Origin of the sequence: Kitasatospora albolonga (assembly GCF_039535905.1) — a bacterium.
Lineage (GTDB): Bacteria > Actinomycetota > Actinomycetes > Streptomycetales > Streptomycetaceae > Kitasatospora > Kitasatospora albolonga.
On the sequence record NZ_BAAAYB010000099.1, the window covers coordinates 78,266 to 103,075 of the forward strand.

Annotated in this window: 23 protein-coding genes and 1 riboswitch; of the genes, 15 read left to right on the top strand and 8 right to left on the bottom strand. The window is 72.3% G+C overall.

The genetic code is table 11. From position 1 onward, the window contains the following. Positions 1 to 38: 38 nt before the first annotated feature. Entirely contained in the window at positions 39 to 455 is a 417-nt protein-coding gene (locus tag ABD946_RS25480) for a Fur family transcriptional regulator (protein WP_345287372.1), read from the bottom strand. A 128-nt stretch (positions 456 to 583) separates the two neighbouring features. On the opposite strand from ABD946_RS25480, the gene ABD946_RS25485 reads away from it, so the two are divergent. After that, entirely contained in the window at positions 584 to 2,059 is a 1,476-nt protein-coding gene (locus ABD946_RS25485) for a catalase (RefSeq protein ID WP_345287374.1), read from the top strand. A 76-nt stretch (positions 2,060 to 2,135) separates the two neighbouring features. On the opposite strand, the gene hisN is transcribed toward ABD946_RS25485, so the two are convergent. The 5 genes from hisN to ABD946_RS25510 all read right to left on the bottom strand — a co-directional run bounded on the left by hisN (position 2,136) and on the right by ABD946_RS25510 (position 6,779). Then, positions 2,136 to 2,933: a histidinol-phosphatase gene (hisN, locus tag ABD946_RS25490; protein ID WP_345287376.1), complete on the bottom strand. Its 798-nt coding sequence runs from the start codon at positions 2,931 to 2,933 to the stop codon at positions 2,136 to 2,138. A gap of 81 nt (positions 2,934 to 3,014) precedes the next feature. Then, positions 3,015 to 3,338, bottom strand: coding sequence for a DMT family transporter (locus ABD946_RS25495; RefSeq protein ID WP_345287378.1), 324 nt, complete (start codon positions 3,336 to 3,338; stop codon positions 3,015 to 3,017). 121 nt (positions 3,339 to 3,459) lie between these two features. Beyond that, positions 3,460 to 4,515 (bottom strand): ribosome small subunit-dependent GTPase A, encoded by a 1,056-nt coding sequence (gene rsgA / locus ABD946_RS25500; RefSeq protein ID WP_345287379.1) that lies wholly within the window; start codon positions 4,513 to 4,515, stop codon positions 3,460 to 3,462. A 14-nt stretch (positions 4,516 to 4,529) separates the two neighbouring features. After that, positions 4,530 to 5,849 carry a 3-phosphoshikimate 1-carboxyvinyltransferase gene (aroA, locus tag ABD946_RS25505; protein ID WP_345287381.1) on the bottom strand — a complete coding sequence of 440 codons (1,320 nt, stop codon included), beginning with the start codon at positions 5,847 to 5,849 and terminating at the stop codon, positions 4,530 to 4,532. A 216-nt stretch (positions 5,850 to 6,065) separates the two neighbouring features. After that, positions 6,066 to 6,779: a M50 family metallopeptidase gene (locus ABD946_RS25510; protein WP_345287383.1), complete on the bottom strand. Its 714-nt coding sequence runs from the start codon at positions 6,777 to 6,779 to the stop codon at positions 6,066 to 6,068. Between the two features lie 110 nt (positions 6,780 to 6,889). On the opposite strand from ABD946_RS25510, the gene ABD946_RS25515 reads away from it, so the two are divergent. From ABD946_RS25515 to ABD946_RS25560, 10 genes are all read left to right on the top strand, one after another. Next, positions 6,890 to 7,645: an SOS response-associated peptidase gene (locus ABD946_RS25515; RefSeq protein WP_345287385.1), complete on the top strand. Its 756-nt coding sequence runs from the start codon at positions 6,890 to 6,892 to the stop codon at positions 7,643 to 7,645. A gap of 58 nt (positions 7,646 to 7,703) precedes the next feature. Beyond that, entirely contained in the window at positions 7,704 to 8,321 is a 618-nt protein-coding gene (locus ABD946_RS25520) for an alpha/beta hydrolase family protein (RefSeq protein ID WP_345287387.1), read from the top strand. 101 nt (positions 8,322 to 8,422) lie between these two features. After that, complete coding sequence (locus tag ABD946_RS25525; RefSeq protein ID WP_345287389.1) at positions 8,423 to 9,295, top strand: sigma-70 family RNA polymerase sigma factor; 873 nt, start codon at positions 8,423 to 8,425, stop codon at positions 9,293 to 9,295. Then, positions 9,292 to 9,594 carry a mycothiol system anti-sigma-R factor gene (rsrA, locus tag ABD946_RS25530; protein ID WP_345287391.1) on the top strand — a complete coding sequence of 101 codons (303 nt, stop codon included), beginning with the start codon at positions 9,292 to 9,294 and terminating at the stop codon, positions 9,592 to 9,594. The genes ABD946_RS25525 and rsrA overlap by 4 nt, the downstream gene beginning before the upstream one ends. 266 nt (positions 9,595 to 9,860) lie before the next feature. Continuing rightward, on the top strand, positions 9,861 to 11,276 hold the full coding sequence (locus tag ABD946_RS25535) for an HD-GYP domain-containing protein (protein ID WP_345287393.1): 1,416 nt from the start codon (positions 9,861 to 9,863) through the stop codon (positions 11,274 to 11,276). Next, on the top strand, positions 11,273 to 12,571 hold the full coding sequence (locus ABD946_RS25540; RefSeq protein WP_345287395.1) for an HD-GYP domain-containing protein: 1,299 nt from the start codon (positions 11,273 to 11,275) through the stop codon (positions 12,569 to 12,571). The genes ABD946_RS25535 and ABD946_RS25540 overlap by 4 nt, the downstream gene beginning before the upstream one ends. 205 nt (positions 12,572 to 12,776) lie before the next feature. After that, positions 12,777 to 13,757 carry a tetratricopeptide repeat protein gene (locus tag ABD946_RS25545; RefSeq protein WP_345287397.1) on the top strand — a complete coding sequence of 327 codons (981 nt, stop codon included), beginning with the start codon at positions 12,777 to 12,779 and terminating at the stop codon, positions 13,755 to 13,757. Between the two features lie 80 nt (positions 13,758 to 13,837). Then, positions 13,838 to 14,497: a peptide deformylase gene (def, locus tag ABD946_RS25550; protein ID WP_345287399.1), complete on the top strand. Its 660-nt coding sequence runs from the start codon at positions 13,838 to 13,840 to the stop codon at positions 14,495 to 14,497. A gap of 140 nt (positions 14,498 to 14,637) precedes the next feature. Next, positions 14,638 to 15,495 carry a hypothetical protein gene (locus ABD946_RS25555; RefSeq protein WP_345287401.1) on the top strand — a complete coding sequence of 286 codons (858 nt, stop codon included), beginning with the start codon at positions 14,638 to 14,640 and terminating at the stop codon, positions 15,493 to 15,495. Between the two features lie 172 nt (positions 15,496 to 15,667). Then, positions 15,668 to 17,674: a glycoside hydrolase domain-containing protein gene (locus ABD946_RS25560; protein WP_345287403.1), complete on the top strand. Its 2,007-nt coding sequence runs from the start codon at positions 15,668 to 15,670 to the stop codon at positions 17,672 to 17,674. Positions 17,675 to 17,759: 85 nt separating this feature from the next. On the opposite strand, the gene ABD946_RS25565 is transcribed toward ABD946_RS25560, so the two are convergent. Both ABD946_RS25565 and ABD946_RS25570 read right to left on the bottom strand, forming a co-directional pair. After that, entirely contained in the window at positions 17,760 to 18,755 is a 996-nt protein-coding gene (locus tag ABD946_RS25565) for a ribonucleotide-diphosphate reductase subunit beta (RefSeq protein WP_345287434.1), read from the bottom strand. A 32-nt stretch (positions 18,756 to 18,787) separates the two neighbouring features. Further along, a complete protein-coding gene (locus ABD946_RS25570; protein ID WP_380150135.1) occupies positions 18,788 to 21,205 on the bottom strand; it encodes a ribonucleoside-diphosphate reductase subunit alpha in 2,418 nt (805 codons plus the stop codon). A 158-nt stretch (positions 21,206 to 21,363) separates the two neighbouring features. Then, a riboswitch (cobalamin riboswitch) is annotated at positions 21,364 to 21,488 on the bottom strand. 598 nt (positions 21,489 to 22,086) lie between these two features. Between ABD946_RS25570 and ABD946_RS25575 the strand changes: the two genes are divergently transcribed. The 4 genes from ABD946_RS25575 to ABD946_RS25590 form a co-directional block, all read left to right on the top strand. Next, on the top strand, positions 22,087 to 22,641 hold the full coding sequence (locus ABD946_RS25575; protein WP_345287404.1) for a hypothetical protein: 555 nt from the start codon (positions 22,087 to 22,089) through the stop codon (positions 22,639 to 22,641). 85 nt (positions 22,642 to 22,726) lie between these two features. Then, on the top strand, positions 22,727 to 24,001 hold the full coding sequence (locus tag ABD946_RS25580) for a glycosyl hydrolase (protein ID WP_345287406.1): 1,275 nt from the start codon (positions 22,727 to 22,729) through the stop codon (positions 23,999 to 24,001). Next, entirely contained in the window at positions 23,971 to 24,279 is a 309-nt protein-coding gene (locus ABD946_RS25585; RefSeq protein WP_345287408.1) for a hypothetical protein, read from the top strand. The genes ABD946_RS25580 and ABD946_RS25585 overlap by 31 nt, the downstream gene beginning before the upstream one ends. A 248-nt stretch (positions 24,280 to 24,527) precedes the next feature. Further along, positions 24,528 to 24,810, top strand: a 283-nt coding sequence (locus ABD946_RS25590) for a hypothetical protein (RefSeq protein ID WP_345287410.1), incomplete at its 3' end; no start/stop codon positions are given.

The window sequence follows — 24,810 nt, forward strand, 5'->3', positions numbered from 1 at the left end:
GTTCCTCGCGCCCCCGAAGGCGTAACCAATTCCGAAGTTCAGGCCTGACTGCACGAAGGGCAGAGGCCCCGGTACGTGACTTCGGCCGCCGAGATGACATAGCCGAAGCGCTCGGCTGCGGGGAGGGCGGCGAGCAGGTCACCCTGGGGGTGGACGTCGCGGATGGAGCCGCAACCGGAGCAGATGAGGTGTTGGTGGGCGTGCCGCGCGTTGGGGTCGTAGCGCTTGGCGCGGCCGTCCGTGGAGACCTCGAGCACCTCGCCCAGGGAGACCATCTCGCCCAGCGTGTTGTAGACCGTGGCGCGGCTGATCTCGGGGAGGCGCTCCACCGCCCGGGCGTGTACCTCGTCGGCGGTGAGGTGCACGTGCTCGCCGTCGAGGACCTCGGCCACCACACGACGCTGCGAGGTCATGCGCCAGCCGCGTCCGCGAAGTCTTTCCAACAGGTCACTCATGCCTGACAGGGTAAGCCAGGTTCTCGACTTGGTTCCAGTGTTGACTTAGACAAAGTCCAAGCTAGGATCGAGCCGAAGCTCAGGCACACGGTTACGACCGACGACCGGACACGCGGAGGCACCCCGACATGACCACCCAGAGCGAGCGGCCCATCCTCACCACGGAGGCCGGTGCGCCGGTCTCGGACAACCAGAACACCGAGACCGCGGGTGTGGGCGGACCGGCGCTGGTCCAGGACCAGCTGCTGTTCGAGAAGCTCGCGCACTTCAACCGCGAGCGCATCCCGGAGCGCGTGGTGCACGCCCGCGGCGCCGGCGCCTACGGCACCTTCACGGTGACCGCGGACGTGACCGCGTACACCCGGGCGAACTTCCTCTCCGAGGTCGGCAAGCAGACCGAGACCTTCCTGCGGTTCTCCACCGTCGCGGGCAACCTCGGTTCGGCCGACGCGGTGCGCGACCCGCGCGGCTGGGCGCTGAAGTTCTACACCGAGGAGGGGAACTACGACCTCGTCGGCAACAACACCCCGGTCTTCTTCATCAAGGACGCGGTGAAGTTCCCGGACTTCATCCACACCCAGAAGCGCGACCCGTACACCGGCTCCCAGGAGGCGGACAACGTCTGGGACTTCTGGGGCCTGTCGCCCGAGTCGACCCACCAGGTGACCTGGCTGTTCGGCGACCGCGGCATCCCGGCGTCCTACCGCCACATGAACGGCTACGGCTCGCACACCTTCCAGTGGGAGAACGAGGCCGGCGAGTACTTCTGGGTGAAGTACCACTTCAAGACCGACCAGGGCATCAAGAACCTCACCGCGGCCGAGGCCGCCGTGCTGGCCGGCGAGGACCCGGACAGCCACCAGCGCGACCTGCGCACCTCGATCGAGAACGGTGACTTCCCGACCTGGACCGTGCAGGTCCAGATCATGCCGGCGGCCGACGCGGCGAACTACCGCTTCAACCCGTTCGACCTGACCAAGGTCTGGCCGCACGCGGACTACCCGCCGATCGAGATCGGCAAGCTGGAGCTCAACCGCAACCCGGAGAACGTCTTCGCCGAGGTCGAGCAGTCGATCTTCTCGCCGGCGCACTTCGTGCCGGGCATCGGCCCGTCGCCGGACAAGATGCTCCAGGGCCGCCTGTTCGGCTACGGCGACGCGCACCGCTACCGGGTCGGCATCAACGCCGACCACTTGCCGGTGAACCGTCCGCACGCCACCGAGGCGAACACCAACAGCCGGGACGGGTACCTCTACGACGGCCGCCACGGCCGGGCGAAGAACTACGAGCCGAACTCCTTCGGCGGCCCGGTGCAGATCGACCGTCCGCTCTGGGCCTCGGTGCCGCTGACCGGCGCCACCGGTGAGAGCGCGGCCCCCTCGCACGCCGAGGACAACGACTTCGTCCAGGCGGGCAACCTCTACCGCCTGTTCTCCGAGGACGAGAAGGCCCGTCTGATCGCCAACCTCGGCGGCTTCATCGCCAAGGTGTCGGCGGACCGCGAGGACATCGTCGAGCGCGCGGTCAACAACTTCCGCCAGGCCGACGCCGACTTCGGCAAGCGCCTGGAGGAGACCGTCCGCGAGCTGCGCACGCAGAAGTAACGGACGTTCAGAGACCGCGGGCCCCGGGTGTGTTCAGTCACCCCCGGGGCCCGCACCAATGTCCGGGGACGCGCCGTCAGACGGTCAGCGCCCGCAGCACCTCGTCGTGCAGCAGCCCGTTGGAGGCCACCGCGTCGGCGCCGCCCGGGCCGTCGACGCCGTCCAGGCCGGTGAAGCGGCCGCCGGCCTCCTGCACCACGATGCAGGGCGCGGCCATGTCCCAGAGCGAGAGCTCGGGCTCGGCCGCCACGTCCACCGCGCCCTCGGCCACCATCATGTAGGACCAGAAGTCGCCGTAGGCGCGGGTGCGCCAGCAGGAGCGGGTGAGGTCCAGGAAGGCGTCCAGCCGGGCGCGCTCCTCCCAGCCGCTGAGCGAGGAGTAGGAGAGCGAGGCGTCCTCCAGGCGGGAGACCTTGGAGACCTCGATCCGGCTGGCCTTGGCCAGGCTGCGGCCGGCGTAGGCGCCCAGGCCCTTGGCGGCCCACCAGCGGCGGTTCAGCGCGGGGGCGGAGACGATGCCGACCACCGGGTGCTGCTCGCCGTCCGGGCCGACCTCCAGCAGGGAGATCAGGGTGGCCCAGACCGGGACGCCGCGGACGTAGTTCTTGGTGCCGTCGATCGGGTCGATCACCCAGCGGCGCGGGCCGGAGCCCTGGAGGCCGAACTCCTCGCCCAGCACCGCGTCCCGGGGCCGGGCCCGGGCGAGCACGTTGCGGACCTGCTCCTCGGCGGCCTTGTCGGCGTCGCTGACGGGGGTGAGGTCGGGCTTGGTCTCGACCTTGAGGTCCAGCGCCTTGAAGCGCTCCATGGTGATCGAGTCGGCCGAGTCGGCGAGGACGTGGGCGAGTCGGAGATCGTCGTGGTAGTCGGCCATGCCGAAAACCCTAGCGAGCCGGGTCCGTCCGGGACCAGTTCGGCTCGCACTGCGGACCGGTCCGTCCCAGACCGGCCGGACTCAGTGGGCGGAGCCGCTGAGCTGGAGGCCGATCACCCCGGCGACCACCAGCGAGATGGAGACCAGCTTGAGCACCGAGGTGGCCTCGTCCAGGAAGACCATGCCGTAGATCGCGGTGCCGGCCGCGCCGATCCCGGTCCACACCGCGTAGGCGGGGCCGACCGGGAGGGTCTTCAGCGAGAGGGTGAGCAGTCCGAAGCTGCCGAGGGCGAAGACCGCGAAGCTGACGGTGGGCCAGAGCTTGGTGAAGCCCTCGCTGAGTTTGAGGTTGATCGCGAAGCCGGTCTCCAGCAGTCCGGCGATGATCACCAAAGCCCAAGCCATCCGAGCCGACTCCCCTCGCGAGGCCGGACCGGCCGGTCCGACCTTCCTATGATCGCCGCGAGGGGGCGGACCGACACTTCTGACGGGCCGAAAGGTGTCGACCAGTCATCTGGACGTCACCTCAGTCGCCCTCCCGGGCCTCCTTGGAGGCCAGCAGCCGGCGCAGCGAGTACAGCCGGGCCTGCTCGGCGTGGCCCTCCTCGACCCAGGCGTCCAGCGCGCAGTCCGGCTCGTCGTGGCTGCAGGCGCGCGGGCACCCCTCCGTGCCGGGCTCCAGGTCGGGGAAGGCCAGGATCACCCGGGACGGGTCGATGTGGGAGAGGCCGAAGGAGCGGAAGCCGGGGGTGTCGATCACCCAGCCCGGCTCCAGGGCCTTCTTCGAGCCGGGCTTGGCCCCGGGCGGCGGGGGCAGCCGCAGCGCCAGCGCCGAGACGGTGGTGTGCCGGCCGCGGCCGGTCACCGCGTTGACGTGGCCGGTGGTCCGCTGACGCTCCGGCACCAGCGCGTTGACCAGGGTGGTCTTGCCGACGCCGGAGTGGCCGATGAAGACGGTGGCCATCCCGCGCAGCCGCTCCCGGACGGTCTCCGCGCCGGTGGTCTCCAGCTCGTCCCGCCGGGTCACCACGTAGTCGATGCCGAGCGGCGCGTACGTCTCCAGCAGCGGCTCGGCCGGGGCCAGGTCGGACTTGGTGAGCACCAGCAGCGGCGTCATCCCGGCGTCGTACGCGGCCACCAGGCAGCGGTCGATCAGCCGGGAGCGGGGCTCCGGGTCGGCCAGCGCGGTGACGATGGCCAGCTGCTCGGCGTTGGCCACCACGATCCGCTCGTACGGGTCGTCGTCGTCCGCGGTGCGGCGCAGCACCGAGCTGCGCTCCTCCACCCGGACGATCCGGGCCAGCGTGTCCGGCTCGCCGGAGAGGTCGCCGACCAGCTGGACCACGTCGCCGACCACCACGCCCTTGCGGCCCAGCTCGCGGGCCTTCATCGCGGTGACCTCGCGCTCGCGCTTGGTCCCGGCCTCGACCAGGCAGGTGATCCGGCCCCGGTCGACGGTGAGCACCATCGCCTCGGAGGCGTCCTCGTGCTTGGGCCGGATCCTGGTCCGCGGCCGCGAGCCCTTGCGGGCCGGGCGGTTGCGGATGTCGTCCTCGTCGGTGTCCTTGCCGTAGCGGCGCATGTCGTGATTCCCCGTCAGCCCCGGCCGAGGAGCTCGGCCCACATCTGCGGGAAGTCCGGCAGGGTCTTCGCCGTGGTGGCCACGTTCTCGACCAGCACGCCGGGCACGGCCAGGCCGAGGACGGCGGCGGCGGTGGCGAGGCGGTGGTCCTCGTAGGTGTGGAAGGTGCCGCCGTGCAGCCTGCGCGGGCGGATCCGCAGGCCGTCGGCGGTCTCGCTGACGTCGCCGCCGAGCTCGTTCAGCTCCTTGGCCAGGGCGGCCAGCCGGTCGGTCTCGTGCAGCCGCAGGTGGGCGATGCCGTAGAGGTGCGACTCGGAGTCGGCCAGCGCCGCGACGGCGGCGATCACCGGGGTGAGCTCGCCGACGTCGTGCAGGTCGGCCTCGATGCCGTGGATCCGGCCGGTGCCGGTGAACTCCAGGCCCTCGTCGGTGAAGGCGCAGGCGCCGCCCATCCGGGTGTAGAGGTCACGGAGCTGGTCGCCCGGCTGGTAGGTGTGCTTCGGCCAGTCCCGGACCGTCACCCGGCCGCCGGTGACCAGCGCGGCGGCGAAGAACGGGGCCGCGTTGGAGAGGTCCGGCTCGACCACCAGGTCACGGCCGATCAGGGCGCCGGGGGTGACCCGCCAGACGTCCTTCTCACCGCCGTCCTCGGGCGCGTCGACCTGGGCGCCGGCCTTGCGGAGCATGTCGACGGTCATCCGGATGTGCGGCAGGGAGGGAACGGTGGAGCCGGTGTTGCGCACCTCCACGCCGGAGTTGTAGCGGGCGCCGGAGAGCAGCAGGGCGCTGACGAACTGGGAGGAGGAGGACGCGTCCAGCTCCACCGTGCCGCCGTCCACCGCGCCGGTGCCGTGCACGGTCAGCGGGAAGCCGCCGCGGCCGCCGTCGTCGATCCGCACGCCGAGGGCGCGCAGCGCGTCGATCACGCCGTGCTGCGGCCGCTCGTGGCTGCGCGGGTCGCCGTCGAAGTGCACCGGGCCGTCGGCCAGCGCGGCCAGCGGGGGCAGGAAGCGCATCACCGTGCCGGCGTTGCCGACGTCCACCTGGGCCGGGCCGCGGAGCCGGCCGGCCGGGATGACCCGCCAGGCCTCGCCGCCGCCGGTGCCGCCGCTGGCGTTGTTGACCGTCTCCTCGACGGTCACGCCGAGGGCGCGCAGGCCGTCCGCCATCAGCTGGGAGTCCCGGCTGCGCAGCGGCCGCCGGACCCACCCGGGGCCGTCGGCCAGCGCGGCCAGCACCAGCGCGCGGTTGGTCGCCGACTTCGATCCGGGGATGGTGACGGTCGCGTCGACGGCACCGCTCGCGACGGGTGCGGGCCACAGCTCTTCGGTCATGCAGTCAGTCTAGGGGCCGTCCCGCCGAGCAAGCCGAGGCCGCGACGCCGGGGCACGCGCCTCGCCGGCTTCTCGTCGGTCGCCGATGCTCCGCATGGACTCCCTCCTCGGCGCCGCCGAGCCACGCACCCCAACGCCGCGGCCCCTTCGGCTTGCTCGGCGGGACGGCCCCTGGGCCGTCCCGGCACGTACCGCTCCGGCGGAGCTGACGGTGGTTCAGGCCAGCAGCCAGGCGGCGCCCAGGGCCAGGGAGACCAGGGCGACCAGCAGGAAGACCGTCACCCAGAGGAGGGGCCCGAGGCCGGTGAGGCGGGCCAGTTGGTCGGCGTCGGTGGACCGGGCCCCCTCGCGGCGGCGCTTGCCCTGGAGCTCCAGCACCGGCCGGACCCCGGCCAGCAGCAGGAACCAGACGCCCGCGTAGGCGAAGGCGGACTGCAGCTGGCTGCCGCCGTACCAGGAGATCAGGAAGAAGGCGCCGCCGGTGACCACCACCGAGAGCAGCCCGTAGAGGTTGCGGATCATCACCAGCAGCCCGGCCAGCAGCACCACCGAGATCCAGAGCAGCTGGGTGACGTGCTGTCCGGCCAGCAGCGCGGCGCCGCCGAGGCCGAGCAGCGGGGGAGCGGTGTACCCGGCGGCGGCGGTGAGGATCATCCCGGGGCCGGTCGGCGGGCCGGAGGAGATGGTCAGGCCGGAGGTGTCCGAGTGCAGCCGGATGCCGGAGAGCCGACGGCGCGTCAGCAGCGCGACCAGCCCATGGCCGCCCTCGTGCGCGATGGTCACCACGTTCCGGCTGAGCCGCCAGAGCGGCCGGGGCACCACCGCCAGCAGCGCGGCCCCGGCGCAGGCCAGCACCAGCCAGCGCGGCGGGGCCGGCTGGGTGGCGGTGACCGCATCGGTGACCGTCCGCCACAGTCCCGCGAAGTCCATTCCCTACCTCCTCCACCACGCCGGACCGGCAGCCTCCCATGCCAGGACGGCCGGGCGGAACCGTCCGGTTCTGCCCTTCGGGTGAGAACGGCCGTGGCAAGCTGGCCGTCATGTGCGGACGCTTCGCCTCCACCACCGCGCCCGAGGACCTGGTCGGGATCTTCGGCGTCGAGCAGTGGGACCCGACCGAGACCGTCGCGGCCAGCTGGAACGTCGCCCCGACCTCCCCGGCCTTCGTGGTGCTGGACCGCCCGCCGCGGGGCGGCGGTGCGCCGGTGCGCCAGCTGCGGGTGCTGCGCTGGGGCCTGGTGCCGTCCTGGTCGCAGTCGCCGGAGACGGCGGTGAAGATGATCAACGCGCGCTCGGACACCATCCACGAGAAGCCCTCCTACCGGCAGGCCTTCGCCTCCCGCCGCTGCCTGGTCCCGGTGGACGGCTACTACGAGTGGGAGACCATACCCACGGAGAAGGGGAAGCCGAGGAAGCAGCCCTACTTCGTGCACCGGGCGGACGGCACCGTCCTCGCGCTGGCCGGGGTGTACGAGTTCTGGCGGGACCGCCGCCACCCGCCGGACCACCCGGAGGCCTGGATGGTCACCTGCGCGATCGTCACCACCGACGCCGAGCCCGCACTGGCCCCGATCCACCACCGGATGCCGCTCTTCCTGGACCCCTCCTCCTTCGACGCCTGGCTCGACCCGGCGCTGGACGACCCGGGCCGGCTCTTCCCGCTGCTCGTCCCGCCCGCGCCCGGCGCCCTGGTGGCCCGGCCGGTCGGCCCGGCGGTGGGCAACATCCGCAACAACGGACCCGAACTGCTGCGCCCGGCGGACGAGGTCGAACCCGACGAGAGCGTGCTGTTCTGATACGACACAGTTCCCGGTAGCGGTTCTGACAGAGCGCCGCCCCACCTGACGGAGTGTCATGCTCGTTCCCACCCCGGCCGGCGAGGCCCGGATCACCCTCCACCCGGCCGCCGCGCAGCCCCGTGCCCTGCTGGCCCTCGGCCACGGCGCCGGCGGCGGCGTCGAGGCGCGCGACCTCCGGGCGCTGGCCGCCGTGCTGCCCGGGCACGGGATCACCGTGGCCCTGGTCGAGCAGCCCTGGCGGGTGGCCGGCAAGAAGGTCGCCCCAGCGCCGAAGACCCTGGACGCCGGCTGGCTCCCGGTGATCGCCGAACTCGGCGGGCAGGGGCTGCCGTTGTACCTCGGCGGCCGCAGCGCCGGAGCCCGGGTGGCCTGCCGGACGGCGGGAGCCCTCGGCGCGGCCGGGGTGCTCGCGCTGGCCTTCCCGCTCCACCCGCCGGGGAAGCCGGAGAAGAGCCGGGCGGACGAACTGCTCTCCACCGGCTGCCGCACCCTGGTGCTGCAGGGCGGCCGGGACGCCTTCGGCACGCCCGCCGAGTACCCGGCCCTGCCGGACACCCACCGGCTGGTCGAGGTCCCGTACGGGGACCACGGCTTCGCGGTGCCCAAGCGCGCGCCGGTCTCCCAGGAGGAGGCGCTGGAGGTGATCACCGCGGCGGTGCTGGACTGGCTCTGACCAGCCCTGACAGGTCCGTCCGGCGTACCGGGAATTACCTGTGCGGGTGAGGGGTTGAAGCCTCACGTCAGCACGGTGAAACCGGTGGAGAGGCAGGGCAGATGGGTTCGATCGCGTGCCCCGAGCGTGCGGGCGCGGCTTCCGCGATGCCGGACTGGTCCGAGTGGATCGGCGCGGGCGGGAAGTCCGTCAGCCCGATATCCTCGCTGTCGGGCGGGCCCACCCAGGCGCCTGCCCGTACTGCCGAGGAGGTGGGTCCGGTCGTCGGAGCGGAGCACGAGGCCGAGCCGGTCGAGGTCAGCGCGGTGCTGACGGGTGAGGAGCTGGCCGAGGCGATCGGCGAGGACACCTTCCGGGTGTCGGCCGACGAGACCGAGGACGAGCGGCGCGAGCGCTTCGAGCGCGACGCCCTCGGCTACCTGGACCAGATGTACTCGGCGGCCCTGCGGATGACCCGCAACCCGGCCGACGCCGAGGACCTGCTCCAGGAGGCGTTCGCCAAGGCGTACGCGTCCTTCCACCAGTTCCGCGAGGGCACCAACCTCAAGGCCTGGCTCTACCGGATCCTCACCAACACGTTCATCAACTCGTACCGGAAGAAGCAGCGGGAGCCCCAGCGCACCGCCGCCGAGGAGATCGAGGACTGGCAGCTGGCCCGGGCCGAGTCGCACATGTCGACCGGTCTGCGCTCGGCGGAGGCCCAGGCGCTCGACCACCTCCCGGACAGCGACGTGAAGGACGCCCTGCAGGCGATCCCGGAGGAGTTCCGGATCGCGGTCTACCTCGCGGACGTAGAGGGCTTTGCGTACAAGGAGATCGCGGACATCATGGGTACTCCCATCGGCACGGTGATGTCCCGGCTGCACCGTGGCCGCCGTCAGCTGCGCGTCATGCTGGAGGACTACGCCCGCGAGCGCGGGCTGGTCCCCGCCGGCAGCGGTGCAGGGCAGGAAGCGAAGGGCTCGGGCTCATGAGCTGCGGCGATCCGCACGACACCGACTGTGGAGAGGTGCTCGACCACCTCTACGAGCTGCTCGACAACGAGATGGCCGAGGGGGACTGCGCCAAGCTGAGGGTGCACTTCGAGGAGTGCTCCCCCTGCCTGGAGGAGTACGGCCTGGAGGCCGCCATCAAGGCCCTGGTCAAGCGCTCCTGCTCCAGCGACCACTCGCCGGCCGACCTGCGCGGCAAGGTGCTGGCCCGGATCGACCTGATCCGCGCGGCCCAGCGCGAGGGCGAGCCGCAGCCGCTGGCCGCCGAGGCGGCCGAGTAGGCACGAGCACCCGCGGGGGAGCCCGGTAGGCCGTCGCGGCCTGCCGGGCTCCTCCGTGTCCGCCGCACCCTCACTCGTTCGAGTGAGTCGGCGCTGCGCCGACCGGGGCATTCCGGGATCGGGCGTCCAGCCCGCCCGCCGGGCCCCTATTCTCCCTGACGGGCCCTCAGTAGGCGGGTGCCCCAAGGGAACTGCGGCCTTGGCGGGAGGCGGAGATCGTCGGTGACGAGGCGGCCCCGGCCCTGCCGGGAGCGGCCAGACGGTACGTGGTGCTGGTGCTGTGCGGCGCGGTCGCGGGTCTGCTGACCCTCGCGCTGCCGGGCGGCGGGCCGCTGTCGGGCCCGGTGCACTGGCCCCGGCTCGGGCTGCTGGCCCTGCTGCACGCCTGCTGGGACTCGCTGGCCCAGGGCAGCCCGACCCCCTGCCTGCGCACCGCGCGGGCGGCCCGGGCGGTGCTCACCGGGCGGCCGTCGGCCCCGGTGGCCCGGCCGGTGGAGGCGGAGGCGGCCGGGCCGGTCTTCCTGCCGGTGCTGTTCGCCGGGGTGCTGATGCTGCCGCCCGCCGCGGCCGCCCTGGTCGCCGTCCCGGCCGCGCTGGTGGCCCCGGCCGCCGCGCCCCGGGCGCTGCGCCGGGCGTGGAACGCGGCCCAGCTGGGGCTCTCCGCCTTCGCGGCCGCCCTGCTGTTCCGGCTGCTGCACGGTCCCGAACTGCTGCTCGGCTCCCGCTTCCCGGGCGCGGCGCTGCCAGCACTGGCCGCCGTCCTGCTGTTCTGCCTGGTCAACGCGGCCCTGGTGGCCGCGATGCGGCGCCTGGCCACGGGCGGCCCCGGGCGGACCGCGGTGGCGGAGGGGCTCGGCGGCCGGCTGGCCGGGGCGCTGCTGCACGGGGCCGGCGGGCTGATGGTGGCGGTGCTCTGGCAGGGCCCGTACGGGGCGTTCGCCGCGGTGCTGGCGCTGTTGCCGTTCTCCATCTCGGCCTGGGTCTCGGCCCAGGGCAGCCGGGAGCGGACGGCGCACCGGGCCACCGTGCAGGCGCTGGTGCAGGCGGTGGAGATCAAGGACTCCTACACCCGGGGCCACAGCGAACGGGTCGGCCGGGCGGCGGTGCTGATCGCCCGTCAGCTCGGGATGGCCGAGGACCGGCTGCGCACCCTGCACTTCGCCGGGACGCTGCACGACGTCGGCAAGCTCGGGGTGGCCACCGAGCTGCTGCGGCGCAACGGCCCGCTCACCGAGGCCGAGCGGCGCGCGGTCGAGGTGCACCCGGTGTTCGGCTTCGAGCTGGTCCGCGGGATCGACTTCCTGGGCGAGGCGCGCGGCGGCATCCTGCACCACCACGAGCGGATGGACGGGCGCGGCTACCCGAACGGGCTGGCGGGGGACCGGATCCCGGAGTTCGCCCGGATCATCTCGGTGGCGGACGCCTTCGACTCGATGACCTCCACCCGCTCCTACCGGCGGGGACGCCCGGTGGCCGAGGCGGTGACCGAGCTGGAGCGGTGCGCGGGCAGCCAGTTCGACCCGCGGATGGTGCGGGCACTGGTCGAGGCGGTGGCCGAGCACGGCTGGCGGCCCGCGCTGCCGCCGCCCGGCGGCTGGGACGGCGAGGTGCCGGACATCCCGCTCGGCGTGCCCGAGCCCGCCCGCCGCGGCTCGTCCGACCTGATGCGCGGCAGCTCGTGATCCGGGCGCTGCGGCTGGCCGCGGCCGGGCTGTTCCTGCTCTGCTGCCTGGACGTGCTGCACCACGGGGTGGCGGCGCCGCTGGTGGCGGCCGCCTTCGCGCTGGTGGTGGCGGTCGGCGAACGCGTCCGGATCACCCTGCCGGGCGACCGCGAGCAGGCCCCGATCGGCACCGCGGTGGCGCTGGCGTACGCCCTGCTCGGGCCGCTGCACGGCCTGCCCACCACGCACAGCGTCACCCAGGTGGTCGCGGTCGCGGGGGTGGGCACCCTGCTCGGCCGTTTCCCGCACCGGCGGCGCTCCCGCCGCCCCGCGCACGGGGGCGGGGAGCCGGCGCCCGGGGTGCTGGACGGGGCGGCCCGGCGGGTGCTGACGGTGGGTTTCGCCGGGGTGCTGTTCCAGCCGCTGTACAACAGCGGCGCGCTGGACCAGCTGCCGCTGGCCGGGCCGGTCTACGGGGTGTTCCTGACCGGGGTCGCCGCGCTGGCCGCACTCTGCGACGCCACCCTGGCGGCGGTGCAGCGGCGGGCCGCGCACGGGCTGCGGTTCGGGGCCGCGCTGGAGGACGAGCTGCGCTCGCTGCTCGGGATCGGCTCGGCGATCGTGGCCACCGGCATGCTGATCAGCCTGCTGGCGGGCGAGGTCGGGCTCTGGGCGCTGCCGCTGTTCTGCGCCCCGCTGGTGCTGGCGCAGGCCTCGTTCCGCCGGGCCGCCGGGATCCGGGCGACCACCGGGCAGACCATCGAGACGCTGGCCCGGGCCACCGAGGTGGCCGGCTACACCCCGCCGGGCCACGCCCGCCGGGTGGCCGACACGGCCTGCGCGCTCGGCCGCGAGCTCGGGCTCGGCAGCCGGGACCTGGCCCTGCTGGAGTACGCCGCCCTGATGCACGACATCGGGCAGCTCTCGCTGGTCGAGCCGGTGCCGGGCGGGGCCACCGCGCTGCTGCCGCAGGCCGAGCAGCAGCGGATCGCCCGGCTCGGCAGCGAGGTGATCAGCCGGACCGGGGTGCCCCGCCGGGTGGCCGGGCAGGTGGCCCGGCTGGCCGATCCGTGCCGGGGGCCGGACGGCCGGGAGGACCCCTCCGTCCCGTTGGCCGCCCGGATCATCCGGGTGGCCAACGCCTATGACGACCTGTCGGCTGCGGCCCGGGCCCGCGGGCTGGGCGAGCCGGACGGCCGCCGGGAGGTGCTCGGCCGGCTGCGGGCGGAGGGCGGCCGGCTCTACGACCCGAGGGTGCTGGACGCGCTGGGCGGTCTGTTCCCGTCAGCCGCGGGTGCTCGGTACCCGGACTGATCGCGGACGCCGCTACCTGACACCCCCGGGACGGTTCCGCCCGGCGTGGCCTCCGGACCTGACTGAGCACCCTCGCAAGGAGCGCGGCCCGGGGGCGTCGTGGTTGGATGCGGTCATAGCGAGGAAAGGGCCCGGTCCGGGCGGGCCGGGGGCCCGTCACCCGGCGGGCCGGTCAACCGGCGGACGACTACGGCAGGGACGGAACGTGAGGATCTTCCACCGCGCACGGCACCGGCCGTCGGCGACCTGGCGGCAGACCACCGACCGGGCGTTCACCCTGATCGGTGACGGCCGCTACGAGGACGCCGGCACCCTGCTGGTGATGGCCGCCGACCTGGAGCCCTGGCTCTCCGACTCCTGGTTCAACCTGGCCCTGCTGCACAAGTTCCGCCGCGACTGGGAGCAGGCCCGGGCGGCCGGGCTGCGCGCCGTCGCCCTGCTCGACCGCGACCAGGGCGCACCCGACTGGTGGAACCTCGGCATCACCGCCACCGCCCTCCAGGACTGGTCGCTGGCCCGGCGCGCCTGGCAGGCGTACGGCCTGCGGCTGCCCGGCGGCGCCCAGGGCGGCCCGGTCCAGCTGGACCTGGGCACCACGCCCGTGCGGCTCTCGCCGGAGGGCGAGGCCGAGGTGGTCTGGGGCCGGCGCCTGGACCCGGCCCGGATCGAGGTGCTCTCCATCCCGCTGCCCTCCTCCGGCCGCCGCTGGGGCGAGGTGGTGCTGCACGACGGCGCCCCGCACGGCGAGCGGGTGGCCGACGGGGTGGCGTACCCGGTCTTCGACGAGATCGAGCTCTGGGCGCCCTCCCCGGTGCCCACCTACGTGGTGCTGCTGCACGCCCGGACGGCGGCCGACCGGGACGCGCTGGAGCGGCTGGTGGCCGACGCCGGGTACGCCGCCGAGGACTGGACCTCCTCCGTCCGCCTGCTCTGCCGGGCCTGTTCGGAGAGCCGGATGCCGAGCGACGACGGCCGCACGGTGCACCACGATCCGCACGACGACGGGGACGCCGCCCACCCGGGACACCTCAGCCACCTCAGCCAGGCCGGTTCGGGCCTGGCCTGGCTGGCCGAGCGGGAGTGCGGGATCGCCGCCCCGGCGGCGCTGGTCCGGGCACTGCTGGACGGATGGGTGGACGGCTCGCCGGACAGCCGGGCCTACCGGGACCTCGAAGAGGTCTGCTGAGCTCCCGGGAGCAAGGACCGCGGGCGGCGGGCGCACCGTACTCTTTACCCGGAAGATCCGAGTACAGGAGAGCGGGAGCGATGGCGGACCAGCACGACCACGAGGGCCACGACCACGACCACGAGGGTCACGACCACGACCACGACCACCAGGAGTCGGGCGCGGGCCGGATCGTGGGTGAGCTGCCGGACACGTCCAAGGGCACGGCCCGTCCGATCACCGTGGTCGGGAACCCGGTGCTGCACCGGGAGACCAGGACCGTCACGGACTTCGACGCGGAGCTGTCGGCGCTGATCGACGACATGTTCGTCTCGATGTACGCGGCCGAGGGCGTCGGCCTGGCGGCCAACCAGATCGGCGTGGACGCCAAGGTGTTCGTCTACGACTGCCCGGACGACGAGGGCGTGCGCCACGTCGGCCACGTGATCAACCCGGTGCTGGAGCCCTTCCCGGCCGACCGCCCGCGCAACCTGGACGACGGCAACGAGGGCTGCCTCTCCGTCCCCACCGCCTACGCCGAGCTGCCGCGCCCGGACTACGCCGCGGTGACCGGCCAGGACAAGGACGGCAACCCGGTCCGGGTCGAGGGCACCGGCTTCTTCGCCCGCTGCCTGCAGCACGAGACCGACCACCTCTACGGCTTCCTCTACATCGACAAGCTGTCGAAGCGGGACCGCAAGGACGCCCTCAAGCAGATGGCCGAGGGCACCCCGCGCTACGCGACCGTCCCGAACGACTGACGGTCCGTCAACCGGCGGTGCGGAGGGTCCGGTATTTCGGTGCCGGACCCTCGTCCTCCCCTGGTAGCGTGCCGCGACCGCGGATCGTGGTCCACGCGCAGACTGGGGGATCTCCTTTGAAATCAGGGCAGTTGGGGCGGATGGCCGCCTCTCTCGTCGGACTGGTACTGCTCGCCGCCACGGCTCCGGCCGCGGCGGCGGAGGACCAGCCGCTCAGCTGTGAGGCGAGGAGCCTCCCGGGCGAGTCGCAGCCGCTGTCGCCCGGCGACAGGCTGACGGCCGGGCAGACCCTGGCGACCGACAAGGTGAAGCTGGTGGTGCAGGCCGACGGCAACGTGGTGCTCCACCTCTGGGACCAGGCCCGCGGCAACGGGCTCGGCCCCGCGCTCTGGTCCACCGGCACCTGGGGGAACCCCGGCGCGTACCTGCTGATGCAGGCCGACGGCAACCTCGTGGTCTACCGCGAGGGGGGCGGCCCGACCTCCGGCGGAGCGCTCTGGTCCACCCACACCTGGGGCATCGACAGGGCCTGTGCCCGGATCGACGAGTACGGCGACTTCGCGGTCCGTGACGGGAACGGCCAGGCCTGGAGCCCCTCCAACACCCGTACCGTCAGCAGCAACCCGGGCATGGACGCGCTCTGGCCCGCGGACTGGGGCTCCGGCGCCAGCCAGTGGCTGGGCTCCAGGACGGCCTGGCTGGTGCACCAGAAGGACGGCAACCTGGTGCTCTACCGCAAGTCGGACGGCAGGCCGCTCTGGGCCACCGGCACCTCCGGGGACCTGAACTCGATCGAGCTGCAGCGGGACGGGAACCTGGTCGTCTACAGCCCGGGTGCCGGCCCCGGCCGCCGCCCGGTCTGGGCCACCGGCACCTGGGGCAACCCGGGGGCGTACGGACTGCTGCAGGACGACGGCAACTTCGTCCTCTACCGCGAGGGCGGTGGCCCGTCGGCCGGCGGGGCGCTCTGGTCCACCGGGACCTGGGGCCGGGTCTGACACCTGACACCCCCTCACCACCCGACCGGGGTGAGGGGGTGTCCGTTCTCCGTACTAGAGTCCACTCCGGCCAGCGGGGGCGGCCGCGGGGACATCCGTGCTCACCCCTGTGCGGGCCGAGCCGTCGCGTACGGCGCGGCGGCCCGTCGAACGAAGGGGTGGACCTCATTCCATGCGCAACCGTTTGAGCAGGAGCACCACCGTGCTGCTGCTGACGCTGTCCGCCGCCGCGAGCGGGGTCTCGGTGGCGGCCGCCGCCGAGGCGCCGGGCACCCAGCAGGTCTCGTACCGCGGGCTCAAGCTGGCCGTCCCGGCCGGCTGGCAGGTGGTCGACCTGGAGAAGAACCCCAGGGCCTGCGTCCGGCTGGACCGGAACGCGGTCTTCCTGGGCACCCCCGGTGCGGACCAGGACTGCCCGGCCAAGCCGGCCGCCGAGCGGGCCGACGTCCTGGTGGTCGAGCCGGTACCGGCCGGCAGCTCCGCCCCGGTGGTGGAGGCCGGCCGTCCGCTGCCCGCCCCGGTCGTGGAGGCCGGCCGGATCGGCCGGGAGTTCCGGGCCGAGGTCAAGGGGGCCGCGCTGCGGGTCACCGGGACCTACCGCGACTCGGCCAAGGCGCTCGGTGACCTGATCGCCGGCGGCTCGGTGGACGCCGCGGCCGTCCAGTCCGCTCCGGCCGCGAAGCGGTCGCTCGCGGCGGCGGGCAGCCCGCAGGCGGGCGCCCCGGTGGCCCCGCGGGCCGCCGCCGCCGACACCGCCGTGCCCTCGACCGAGGCCGTCGGCCAGGCCTTCGACACCTGCGCGGCCCCGTCCTCGACGGCGATGGACTCCTGGTCCGCCTCGCCCTACCGGACCGTCGGCATCTACGTCGGCGGTGCCGCCCGGGCCTGCGCCCAGGGCAACCTGACGCCGGCCTGGGTCTCCGGCCGGGCCGCCAAGGGCTGGACCTTCCTGCCGGTCTACGTCGGCCGCCAGGCCAACTCGCGCTACTCGCTGCAGATCGACACCGACCTGGTGAAGGCCGAGGCGCAGGGCGCCGAGGAGGCCGCGGACGCGGTCAAGGCCGTCACCGACCTCGGCTTCCCGCGGCTCAGCCTGGTCTACAGCGACGTCGAGGGCGGCTACGCGGCCGCCGACTCGCCGCGCGTGCTGGCCTACCTCAAGGGCTGGACCAACCAGGTGCGCTCGCTCGGCTACCGCTCGGGCGTCTACTCCAGCGCCACCGGCGCGGTGAAGGACCTGGGCACCAAGTACGAGGACCCGTACTACCCCACCCCCGACGTCATCTGGTCGGCGGCCTGGAACCAGTACGCGGACCTGTCCGACCAGGGCATGGGCCTGGCCAAGCCGTACTACTGGCTGGCCGGCGGCCGCCGGGTGCACCAGCACCGGGGCGACCACGACGAGACCTGGGGCGGCATCCGGATCAACATCGACTCCAACGTCCTGGACGTCAGCTCCGCGGCGTCGGACCGCACGGTCAAGTCCGGCCAGCGGCTCCCCAGCGGCGCTAGCCTGGCCGGCGACAGCACCACGGTGACCATGCAGTCCGACGGTGACCTGGTGGCCCGGCTGAACACCCACAACGGCCCCGGCCCGGTGCTCTGGCGCAGCGGGACCTCCGGCACCCTCGGCGCCTACGCGGTGATGCAGGGCGACGGCAACTTCGTGGTGTACGGCCCGACCGGCGGCTACACCCTGGGCGGCGGCCTCTGGTCGACCGGCACCTACGGCAGCACCAACGCCAAGGTCCAGCTCCAGGCCGACGGCAACCTGGTGGTCTACCGTCCGGACGGCAGCGCCGCCTGGGGCTCCGGCACCTACCGGGTGGGGCAGACCTTCGCCTCGGGCGGGCAGCTGGGCAGCGGCAGGTGGACCCAGGGCGTCAAGGACTCGCTGGTCATGCAGGCCGACGGCAACCTGGTGATCTACAAGCTGGACGGCAGCGCCGCCTGGTCGACCGGCACCTGGAACAGCCCCGGCGCCTACCTGGTGCTGCAGGCCGACGGCAACCTGGTCCTGTACGCCCGCGGCGGCGGCCCGACCACCGGCGGCGCCCTCTGGTCCGCCGGCACCTGGGGCAACCCGGGCGCCCGGCTGACCCTGCAGGACGACGGCAACCTGGTGATCTACCGTCAGGACGGCAGCCCCGTCTGGTCCTCCGGGACCTGGATGGGCTGACCGGCCCGCACCGTGAGGACGGAGGGCCCCGACGCGATCGCGTCGGGGCCCTCCGTCCGTTCGGACTCCGGTGGTCCGGGGCGGCCTAGAAGTCGTCGTCGAAGGCGACCGAGCCCTCGACCGCGACCTGGTAGGCGGAGACCCGGCGCTCGAAGAAGTTGGTCAGCTCCTGGACGTTCTGCAGCTCCATGAAGCCGAACGGGTTGCTGGAGCCGTACCGGACCGGCAGGCCGAGGCGGGCCAGCCGCTGGTCAGCCACGGCCTCCAGGTACTGGCGCATCGACTCGGTGTTCATGCCGGGCAGGCCCTCGCCGCAGAGGTCCTGGGCGAACTGGAGCTCGGCCTCGACGGCCTCCTCCAGCATCTCGGTGACCTGCTTGGCCATCTCGTCGTCGAAGAGGTCGGGCTCCTCCTCGCGGACGGTGTCCACCACCGAGAAGGCGAAGTCCATGTGCATGGACTCGTCCCGGAACACCCAGTTGGTGCCGGTGGCCAGGCCGTGCAGCAGGCCGCGGCTGCGGAACCAGTACACGTACGCGAAGGCGCCGTAGAAGAACAGGCCCTCGACGCAGGCCGCGAAGCAGATCAGGTTGAGGAGGAACGCGCGGCGGTCCTCCTTGGTCTGCAGCGAGTCGATGTGGTCGACCGCGTTCATGTACTTGAAGCAGAACTGCGCCTTCTGGTGGATGGAGGGGATGTTCTCCACCGCCGCGAAGGCCGCCGCGCGGTCGTCCGGGTCGGGCAGGTAGGTGTCGAGCAGCGTCAGGTAGAACTGGACGTGCACGGCCTCCTCGAACAGCTGCCGGGACAGGTAGAGCCGGGCCTCGGGGGAGTTGATGTGCTTGTAGAGGCTCAGCACCACGTTGTTGGCGACGATCGAGTCACCGGTGGCGAAGAAGGCGACCAGCCGGCCGATCATGTGCCGCTCGCCCTCGCTCAGCTTGGCGAGGTCGGCGACGTCGGAGTGCAGGTCCACCTCCTCCACGGTCCAGGTGTTCTTGATCGCGTCCCGGTACCGGTCGTAGAACGACGGGTAGCGCATCGGACGGAGCGTCAGCTCGAAGCCCGGGTCGAGCAGCATCTTCTCGCGGCCGGGGGTCTCGGGGGTGGTGCTCACTGGCAGGCCTCGCAGGACTCGGGGTTCTCCAGGGAGCAGGCCAGCGCGGCCTCCTCCTCCGGGGTGAGGGTCGGGGCGCCCACGGTCACCGGGACCGGGGCGGCGGCGCGGGCGGCGCCGGTGGCGGCCTGGGCGATCCGGGTGGCCGGGCGCGAACGCAGGTAGTAGGTGGTCTTCAGACCGACCTTCCAGGCGTAGGCGTACATCGAGGAGAGCTTGCCGATGGTCGGCGCCGCCATGAAGAGGTTCAGGGACTGGCTCTGGTCGATGTAGGGCTGACGGGCGGCGGCCAGGTCGATCAGCGCGCGCTGCGGCAGCTCCCAGGCGGTGCGGTAGAGCGAACGGACCTCGCCGGGCAGCCAGTTGAAGTCCTGCACCGAGCCGTTGGACTCGCGCAGCGCGTCCCGGGTCTGCTGGTCCCAGACGCCCAGCTCCTTGAGCTCGCGGACCAGGTACGGGTTGACCTGGAGGAACTCGCCGGAGAGGGTCTCGCGCTTGAAGAGGTTGGAGACCTGCGGCTCGATGCACTCGTAGACGCCGGCGATCGAGGCGATGGTCGCGGTCGGCGCGATGGCCAGCAGCAGCGAGTTGCGCAGGCCGGTCTCGGCGATCCGGGCGCGCAGCGCGTCCCAGCGGTCGGCCCACGCGGGGGTGACGCCGAAGTGGTCGATGTGCAGCTGGCCGCGGGCGGCCCGGGTCTCGCCGTACGCCTCGTGGCGGCCGAACTGCTCGGCCAGCTCGCTGGAGCGCTCGTAGGCGGTGAGCATGATGCGCTCGGCGATCAGCGTGGAGAGCTGCTTGGCCTCGGCGGAGTCGAAGTCCAGGCGGAGCTGGAAGAAGACGTCCTGAAGACCCATCACCCCGAGGCCGACCGGCCGCCAGCGGGAGTTGGAGGTCCCGGCCTCGGTGGTCGGGTAGAAGTTGATGTCGATGACCCGGTCCAGGAAGGTCACGGCGGTGCGCACGGTGGCGTCCAGCCGCTCCCAGTCCATCGCGTTCACCAGGTCGGCGACGGTGGCGCCCGCGGCGACGTGGGCGCCCAGGTTGACCGAGCCGAGGTTGCAGACGGCGGTCTCGGAGTCGTCGGTGACCTCGATGATCTCGGTGCAGAGGTTCGAGGAGTGCACCACGCGGCCGGGCAGCGCGGTCTGGTTGGCGGCCCGGTTGGAGGCGTCCTTGAAGGTCATCCAGCCGTTGCCGGTCTGCGCCAGGGTGCGCATCATCCGGGCGTAGAGGGTCTGCGCCGGGATGGTGCGGACGGCCTTGCCGGCCTGCTCGGCCTTGAGGTAGGCCTCGTCGAACTCGGCGCCCCAGAGGTCGACCAGCTCGGGCACGTCGGCCGGGGAGAACAGCGACCAGTCGGCGTTGGCGTTCACCCGGCGCATGAACTCGTCCGGGATCCAGTGCGCGAGGTTCAGGTTGTGGGTCCGGCGGGCCTCCTCGCCGGTGTTGTCGCGGAGCTCCAGGAACTCCTCGATGTCCGCGTGCCAGGTCTCCAGGTAGACGCAGGCCGCGCCCTTGCGGCGGCCGCCCTGGTTCACCGCGGCGACCGAGGAGTCCAGGGTGCGCAGGAACGGGACGATGCCGTTGGACTTGCCGTTGGTGCCGCGGATCAGGCTGCCGCGCGAGCGGATCCGGGAGTAGGAGAGGCCGATGCCGCCGGCGTGCTTGGAGAGCCGGGCGATCTGGGCGTACCGGTTGTAGATCGAGTCCAGGTTGTCCAGCGGCGAGTCCAGCAGGTAGCAGGAGGACATCTGCGGGTGCTTGGTGCCGGAGTTGAACAGCGTCGGGGAGCTGGTCAGGTACTCCAGACGGCTCATCAGCTTGTAGAGCTCGGCCACCTCGGCCACCGACTTCTCGGTGTCGCCGACCGCCAGGCCCGCCGCGACCCGGAGCAGGAAGTGCTGCGGGGTCTCGATCACCTGACGGGTGATCGGGTGGCGCAGCAGGTAGCGGGACTGCACGGTGCGCAGGCCGAAGTACTCGAAGCGGTCGTCGCCGGCCGTGTCGATCAGACCGTTGAAGGCGGCCGCGTGCTTGGCCACGAAGGCCGCGGTGACGTCGCCGATCAGGCCCTCGGCGTGGCCGACGGCGATCGAGGCGGCGAAGGAGACGGCGCCCTGCGAGACGGCCTCGTCCTGGATCTCCAGGGCGAGCAGCCGGGCCGCCAGCTTCGAGTACTGCGGGTCCTCGGCGATCATCGAGGCGGCAGCCTCCACGGCCAGGCCGCGCAGCTCGGCGAAGTCCGAACCGGCGTGCCGGCCGCGCAGCGCAGCGGCCGCGACGTGGCCCGGGTCCACCTGGGGGAGGTCGGCGCTGCGGTCCGTGAGGAGCCGGAGGAGGGCGGCGCCCGGGTCGGTCCGGTCTTCGGCGGTTCCCTGGGCGGGCAGGGCAACTGAGGCAGCGATGGTCAAGGCGCTTCTCTCCTGGCGGCGGCGGTCGGCATGGCTGCCGGGCCGACTCGGGCGCAGGGGAGTACGGCGCGGACACCGTCACGGCGCGCGCGATCCACCCCCGGCCCACCCGCGAGGCCCGGACGTCACTGCTGTGCTCCAAGGCGTCTGCGGGGAAGCCGTGTGGCACACCGTCGGCAGGTCACCGGACTCGCGGGCGGTCGTACCGGAAGCCCGCTCACCGTTGCGGGGCAGTCCCGGACTTCCACCGGAGTTCCCCTGCATCGACAGCGAGAGCGAGCATACATGTAGTGCTACCCAATGCTGCGGTGGACCGCCACATCTTGTTGTGGTTTCGTTTATCGTCATTTGTTTCCGCCTGATTGTGCTTTGCCCTTCTTATCTTCCTTTTTCGGTCTCCCTTCCCCCCCCTTTCATTTTTTTTCCTCTCTTTGTCCTCTATGCTCTTCCCCCAAGTTCTTTCTTATTTTTTTCCTTCCCTTTTTTTCCCCATTTCCATACCTCCTCCCTTTTCCCTTTCCTTCCGCGCTTCCGTTCCCCGTCCTCCGTCTCCTGTCTTCTTTACCCTCCTCCCTTCTTCCCCTTCCTTTTCCTCATCTTATCTTGCCTCTTCGTTCCTTACCGTACCTCCCCTCTCCCTCCCCGCTTCCTATTCCTTCACTCTCTTCTCTTCTTTTTCTACTCATCCTCTCTTTAGAGCGAGAGGAAACTCGTTCGAGGTTTCTGTTCTCTGTTTTTCTTTCTTCTTTTTCCTCGTCCTTTCTTCTCCGCCTTTTTCCCCTCCTCGCCTTCTCTTCCTATCTTCCCCTCCTCCCCTTCTCCTGGAAAAAAAAGAACCCGGCTCCGGCCCGACGGCCACCGCGGGGGAGAGCAAGGCGCCCGTGCCGGCCCCCGGGACCCCGCTCGCGGGTGACGACGCGTCGCTCAAGGCCATCTGGGACGCGAGCACGGACAAGGCTCCGGTGGACCCGGCCGCGTTCTTCCCCGACCAGACCATCGACTTCGGCGGCGCCACCTGGACGCGGCGCAGCGCGACGACGGTCACCCCGTGCTGGCACGCCATCACCGGCGGGCTCGCGGACGTGATCGAGAACCAGGGCTGCCGGCAGGTGCTGCGGGCCACCTACGTGCTGAACGACAGCGCCGTGGTGGTCGGCGTGGCGGTCTTCGACAAGCGGCTCCAGGCGGAGACGGCGACGAACAACGTCAACGGGCAGATCAAGGGCCTCCAGGTGGAGGGCATGAAGGACTTCTGCCAGGAGGTGGGCTGCGCGAACACGCACGGCTCGCTCGGCCGGTTCGCCTACTTCACGGCCGCGGGTTCGGCGAAGGAGGGCGGCGTCGTCGCGGACAAGGTCGCCACCGACGCCGGGCCGGGCTTCGCCGCCCGGGTGCGCGCGACGCTGGAGAAGCGGGCCCTCTCGCAGGCCGGCTGACCGGTGTGACCCGGAGTCAGCTCCGCCCGGTGGTCCGGATACTGTCTCCCCGTCAAGGATGATCAGGATCGTTCAGGGGGAGTCCGTGAGATCTCTGCGGGGCCGGCACGGCGGTGCTGTGACGCTGGCCGCCGTGACGCTGGCCGCCTCGGTCGTGTGCGCGACGGTGATAGCGGTCAGCGGTGCGGAGGACGGGACGGGGCCCGCCGCGGCCCCGACCCCGTCCGGGCCCGACCCGACCTCGTCCCCGACGCCGCGTCCGGTCCCGGCCGACCTGGGCAAGGACCTGCTCAAGCGCGACCCGGCCGCTTCGCCCAACGCCCGGGCGGTCTTCCAGATGCTGGCCGACCTGGAGCAGGCCGCCCGCTCGGGCAAGCCGCGCGGCACGGTCATCGGGCAGCACGTGGAGCTGCAGAACGAGCTCTACAACACCTCCTACGGCGACTTCGCCGGCTCCAAGCCGGCCGGCTACTACTACAAGAAGGCGGCCGACATCACCGGCAAGCTGCCGGGGTTCGTCGAGACGGACCTGGGGCCGGGGTACGGGCAGTCGACCTGGGGGGTCGGCAACGAGCGGAGCTACTCGGCCGGGCGCTGGCCGTCCTGCGAGGCCAAGTGGCAGTACACCGACGACGCGGTGGACCTGCTGAAGGCGGTCTGGTCGGGCTACCCCCGTGCGGCGGACGGCAGTTACGGGGACCGGTTGAGGGCGGCGCGCAGCGCAACTGCGACGGCAGCACCACGGCCCTGCCGGACAACGGCGGCGCCCCGGCCGGGATGGTCGGCATGTCCTTACCACGAGCCGTACCCCGGTGCCCCGGTGAAGTCCTTCGAGAACGTGCTCTGCCGCAGCTCCCCCCCGGACGACCGACCCGAAGTGGTTCGGCCGGGTCGGTCGACCAGGCGGGCGGCACCCGCGAGAACAAGCCCTGATGGAGGACCTGCGCTTCCTCGCGGACCACCTGGAGTACCTGGCCGCGCACGACGTCCCTGTGCTCTTCCGGCCGTACCACGAGATGAACAACCAGGACTGCCAGCGCAGTTTCTGGTGGTCCGGCAGACCGGCGCCGACTTCAAGAAGCTCTGGACGATCACCTACCGGTACCTGGTGGAGACCCGGGGGCTGCACAACCTGATCTTCGTCTGGACCCCGGTCTCCTGGGACGGTGCCCCGGGCGTCGAGCCCTGGGACTACTACCCGGGCGAGGGGTACGTCGACGTGGTCGGGGTGGACGACTACAGCGGCAGCCCGACCGACCCGATCGGCACCGGCGAGCTGTGGACCAAGCGCTACTACGGACGGCCTCTCGGCGTACCGCAAGCCCCCGGGTGCTGGCCGAGTCGTTCGCCGTTCCGGTGAACTCCCGTCAGCAGGACACGCTCGCGCAGACCCCGTGGACGATGTGGACGGTGTGGGGGCAGTCGCTCACCGAACGGAACGTCAGCCCCGGGCCGGTGGTGAACCGACTGTCCGACGTCAAGGACACCTACAACAGCCCGTTGGCGATCACCGGCGGGTCGGGGCGTTTTCGGGGCGAACCAGGACTGGTCGGCGCTGCACTTGGACTGAGTTTCATAACGATCGCCCGGGCGACCGAACCCGGTGTCAACGGCGTCGGAACGGTGTGGGCAGGCTAGCCGCATTTGACCGGCCATCACCAGGGGGGCAACCGGTGTCCTACGCGACCGAGCTCGGATACGCCGGGCGGCACGTCCGGCCGGCCGCCGTGGTGGCGGGCGGCTGGGGCGCGCGATCCTGCTGATCTGGGCGGCGTACAACCTGCTTCGGGCAGGTGGGCTTCGTCCACCTTCGTCCAGGGGATCTTCTACTACGGCGTCAGTGACGGCTCCTCGCAGGCCGAGACCAACAACCTCCAAACTACGCGGTGGTCTACCTGGTTTCGGCCTGGCTGATCCTCGGCGGGCGGTACTGGGCCCGGGGCGTGGTGATGGGCGTCGCCCTGGTGGAGGGGTACAACCGCCTGCGCAGCCTGACCGGCGCGCTGCTCGACGCCCCGCAGACGCGAGTGGTTCACGGGACCGTCGAGGGCTGGCTCAAGCTGTCCGACCTTCGCGGTGGGCCTCCTGGTCCACGGCCGGTCTGGTGGTCGTGCTGGGCCGCTCGTTCCTCCTCGCCGACCAGCGCGGCGGGTCGAGGAACCGATGGCC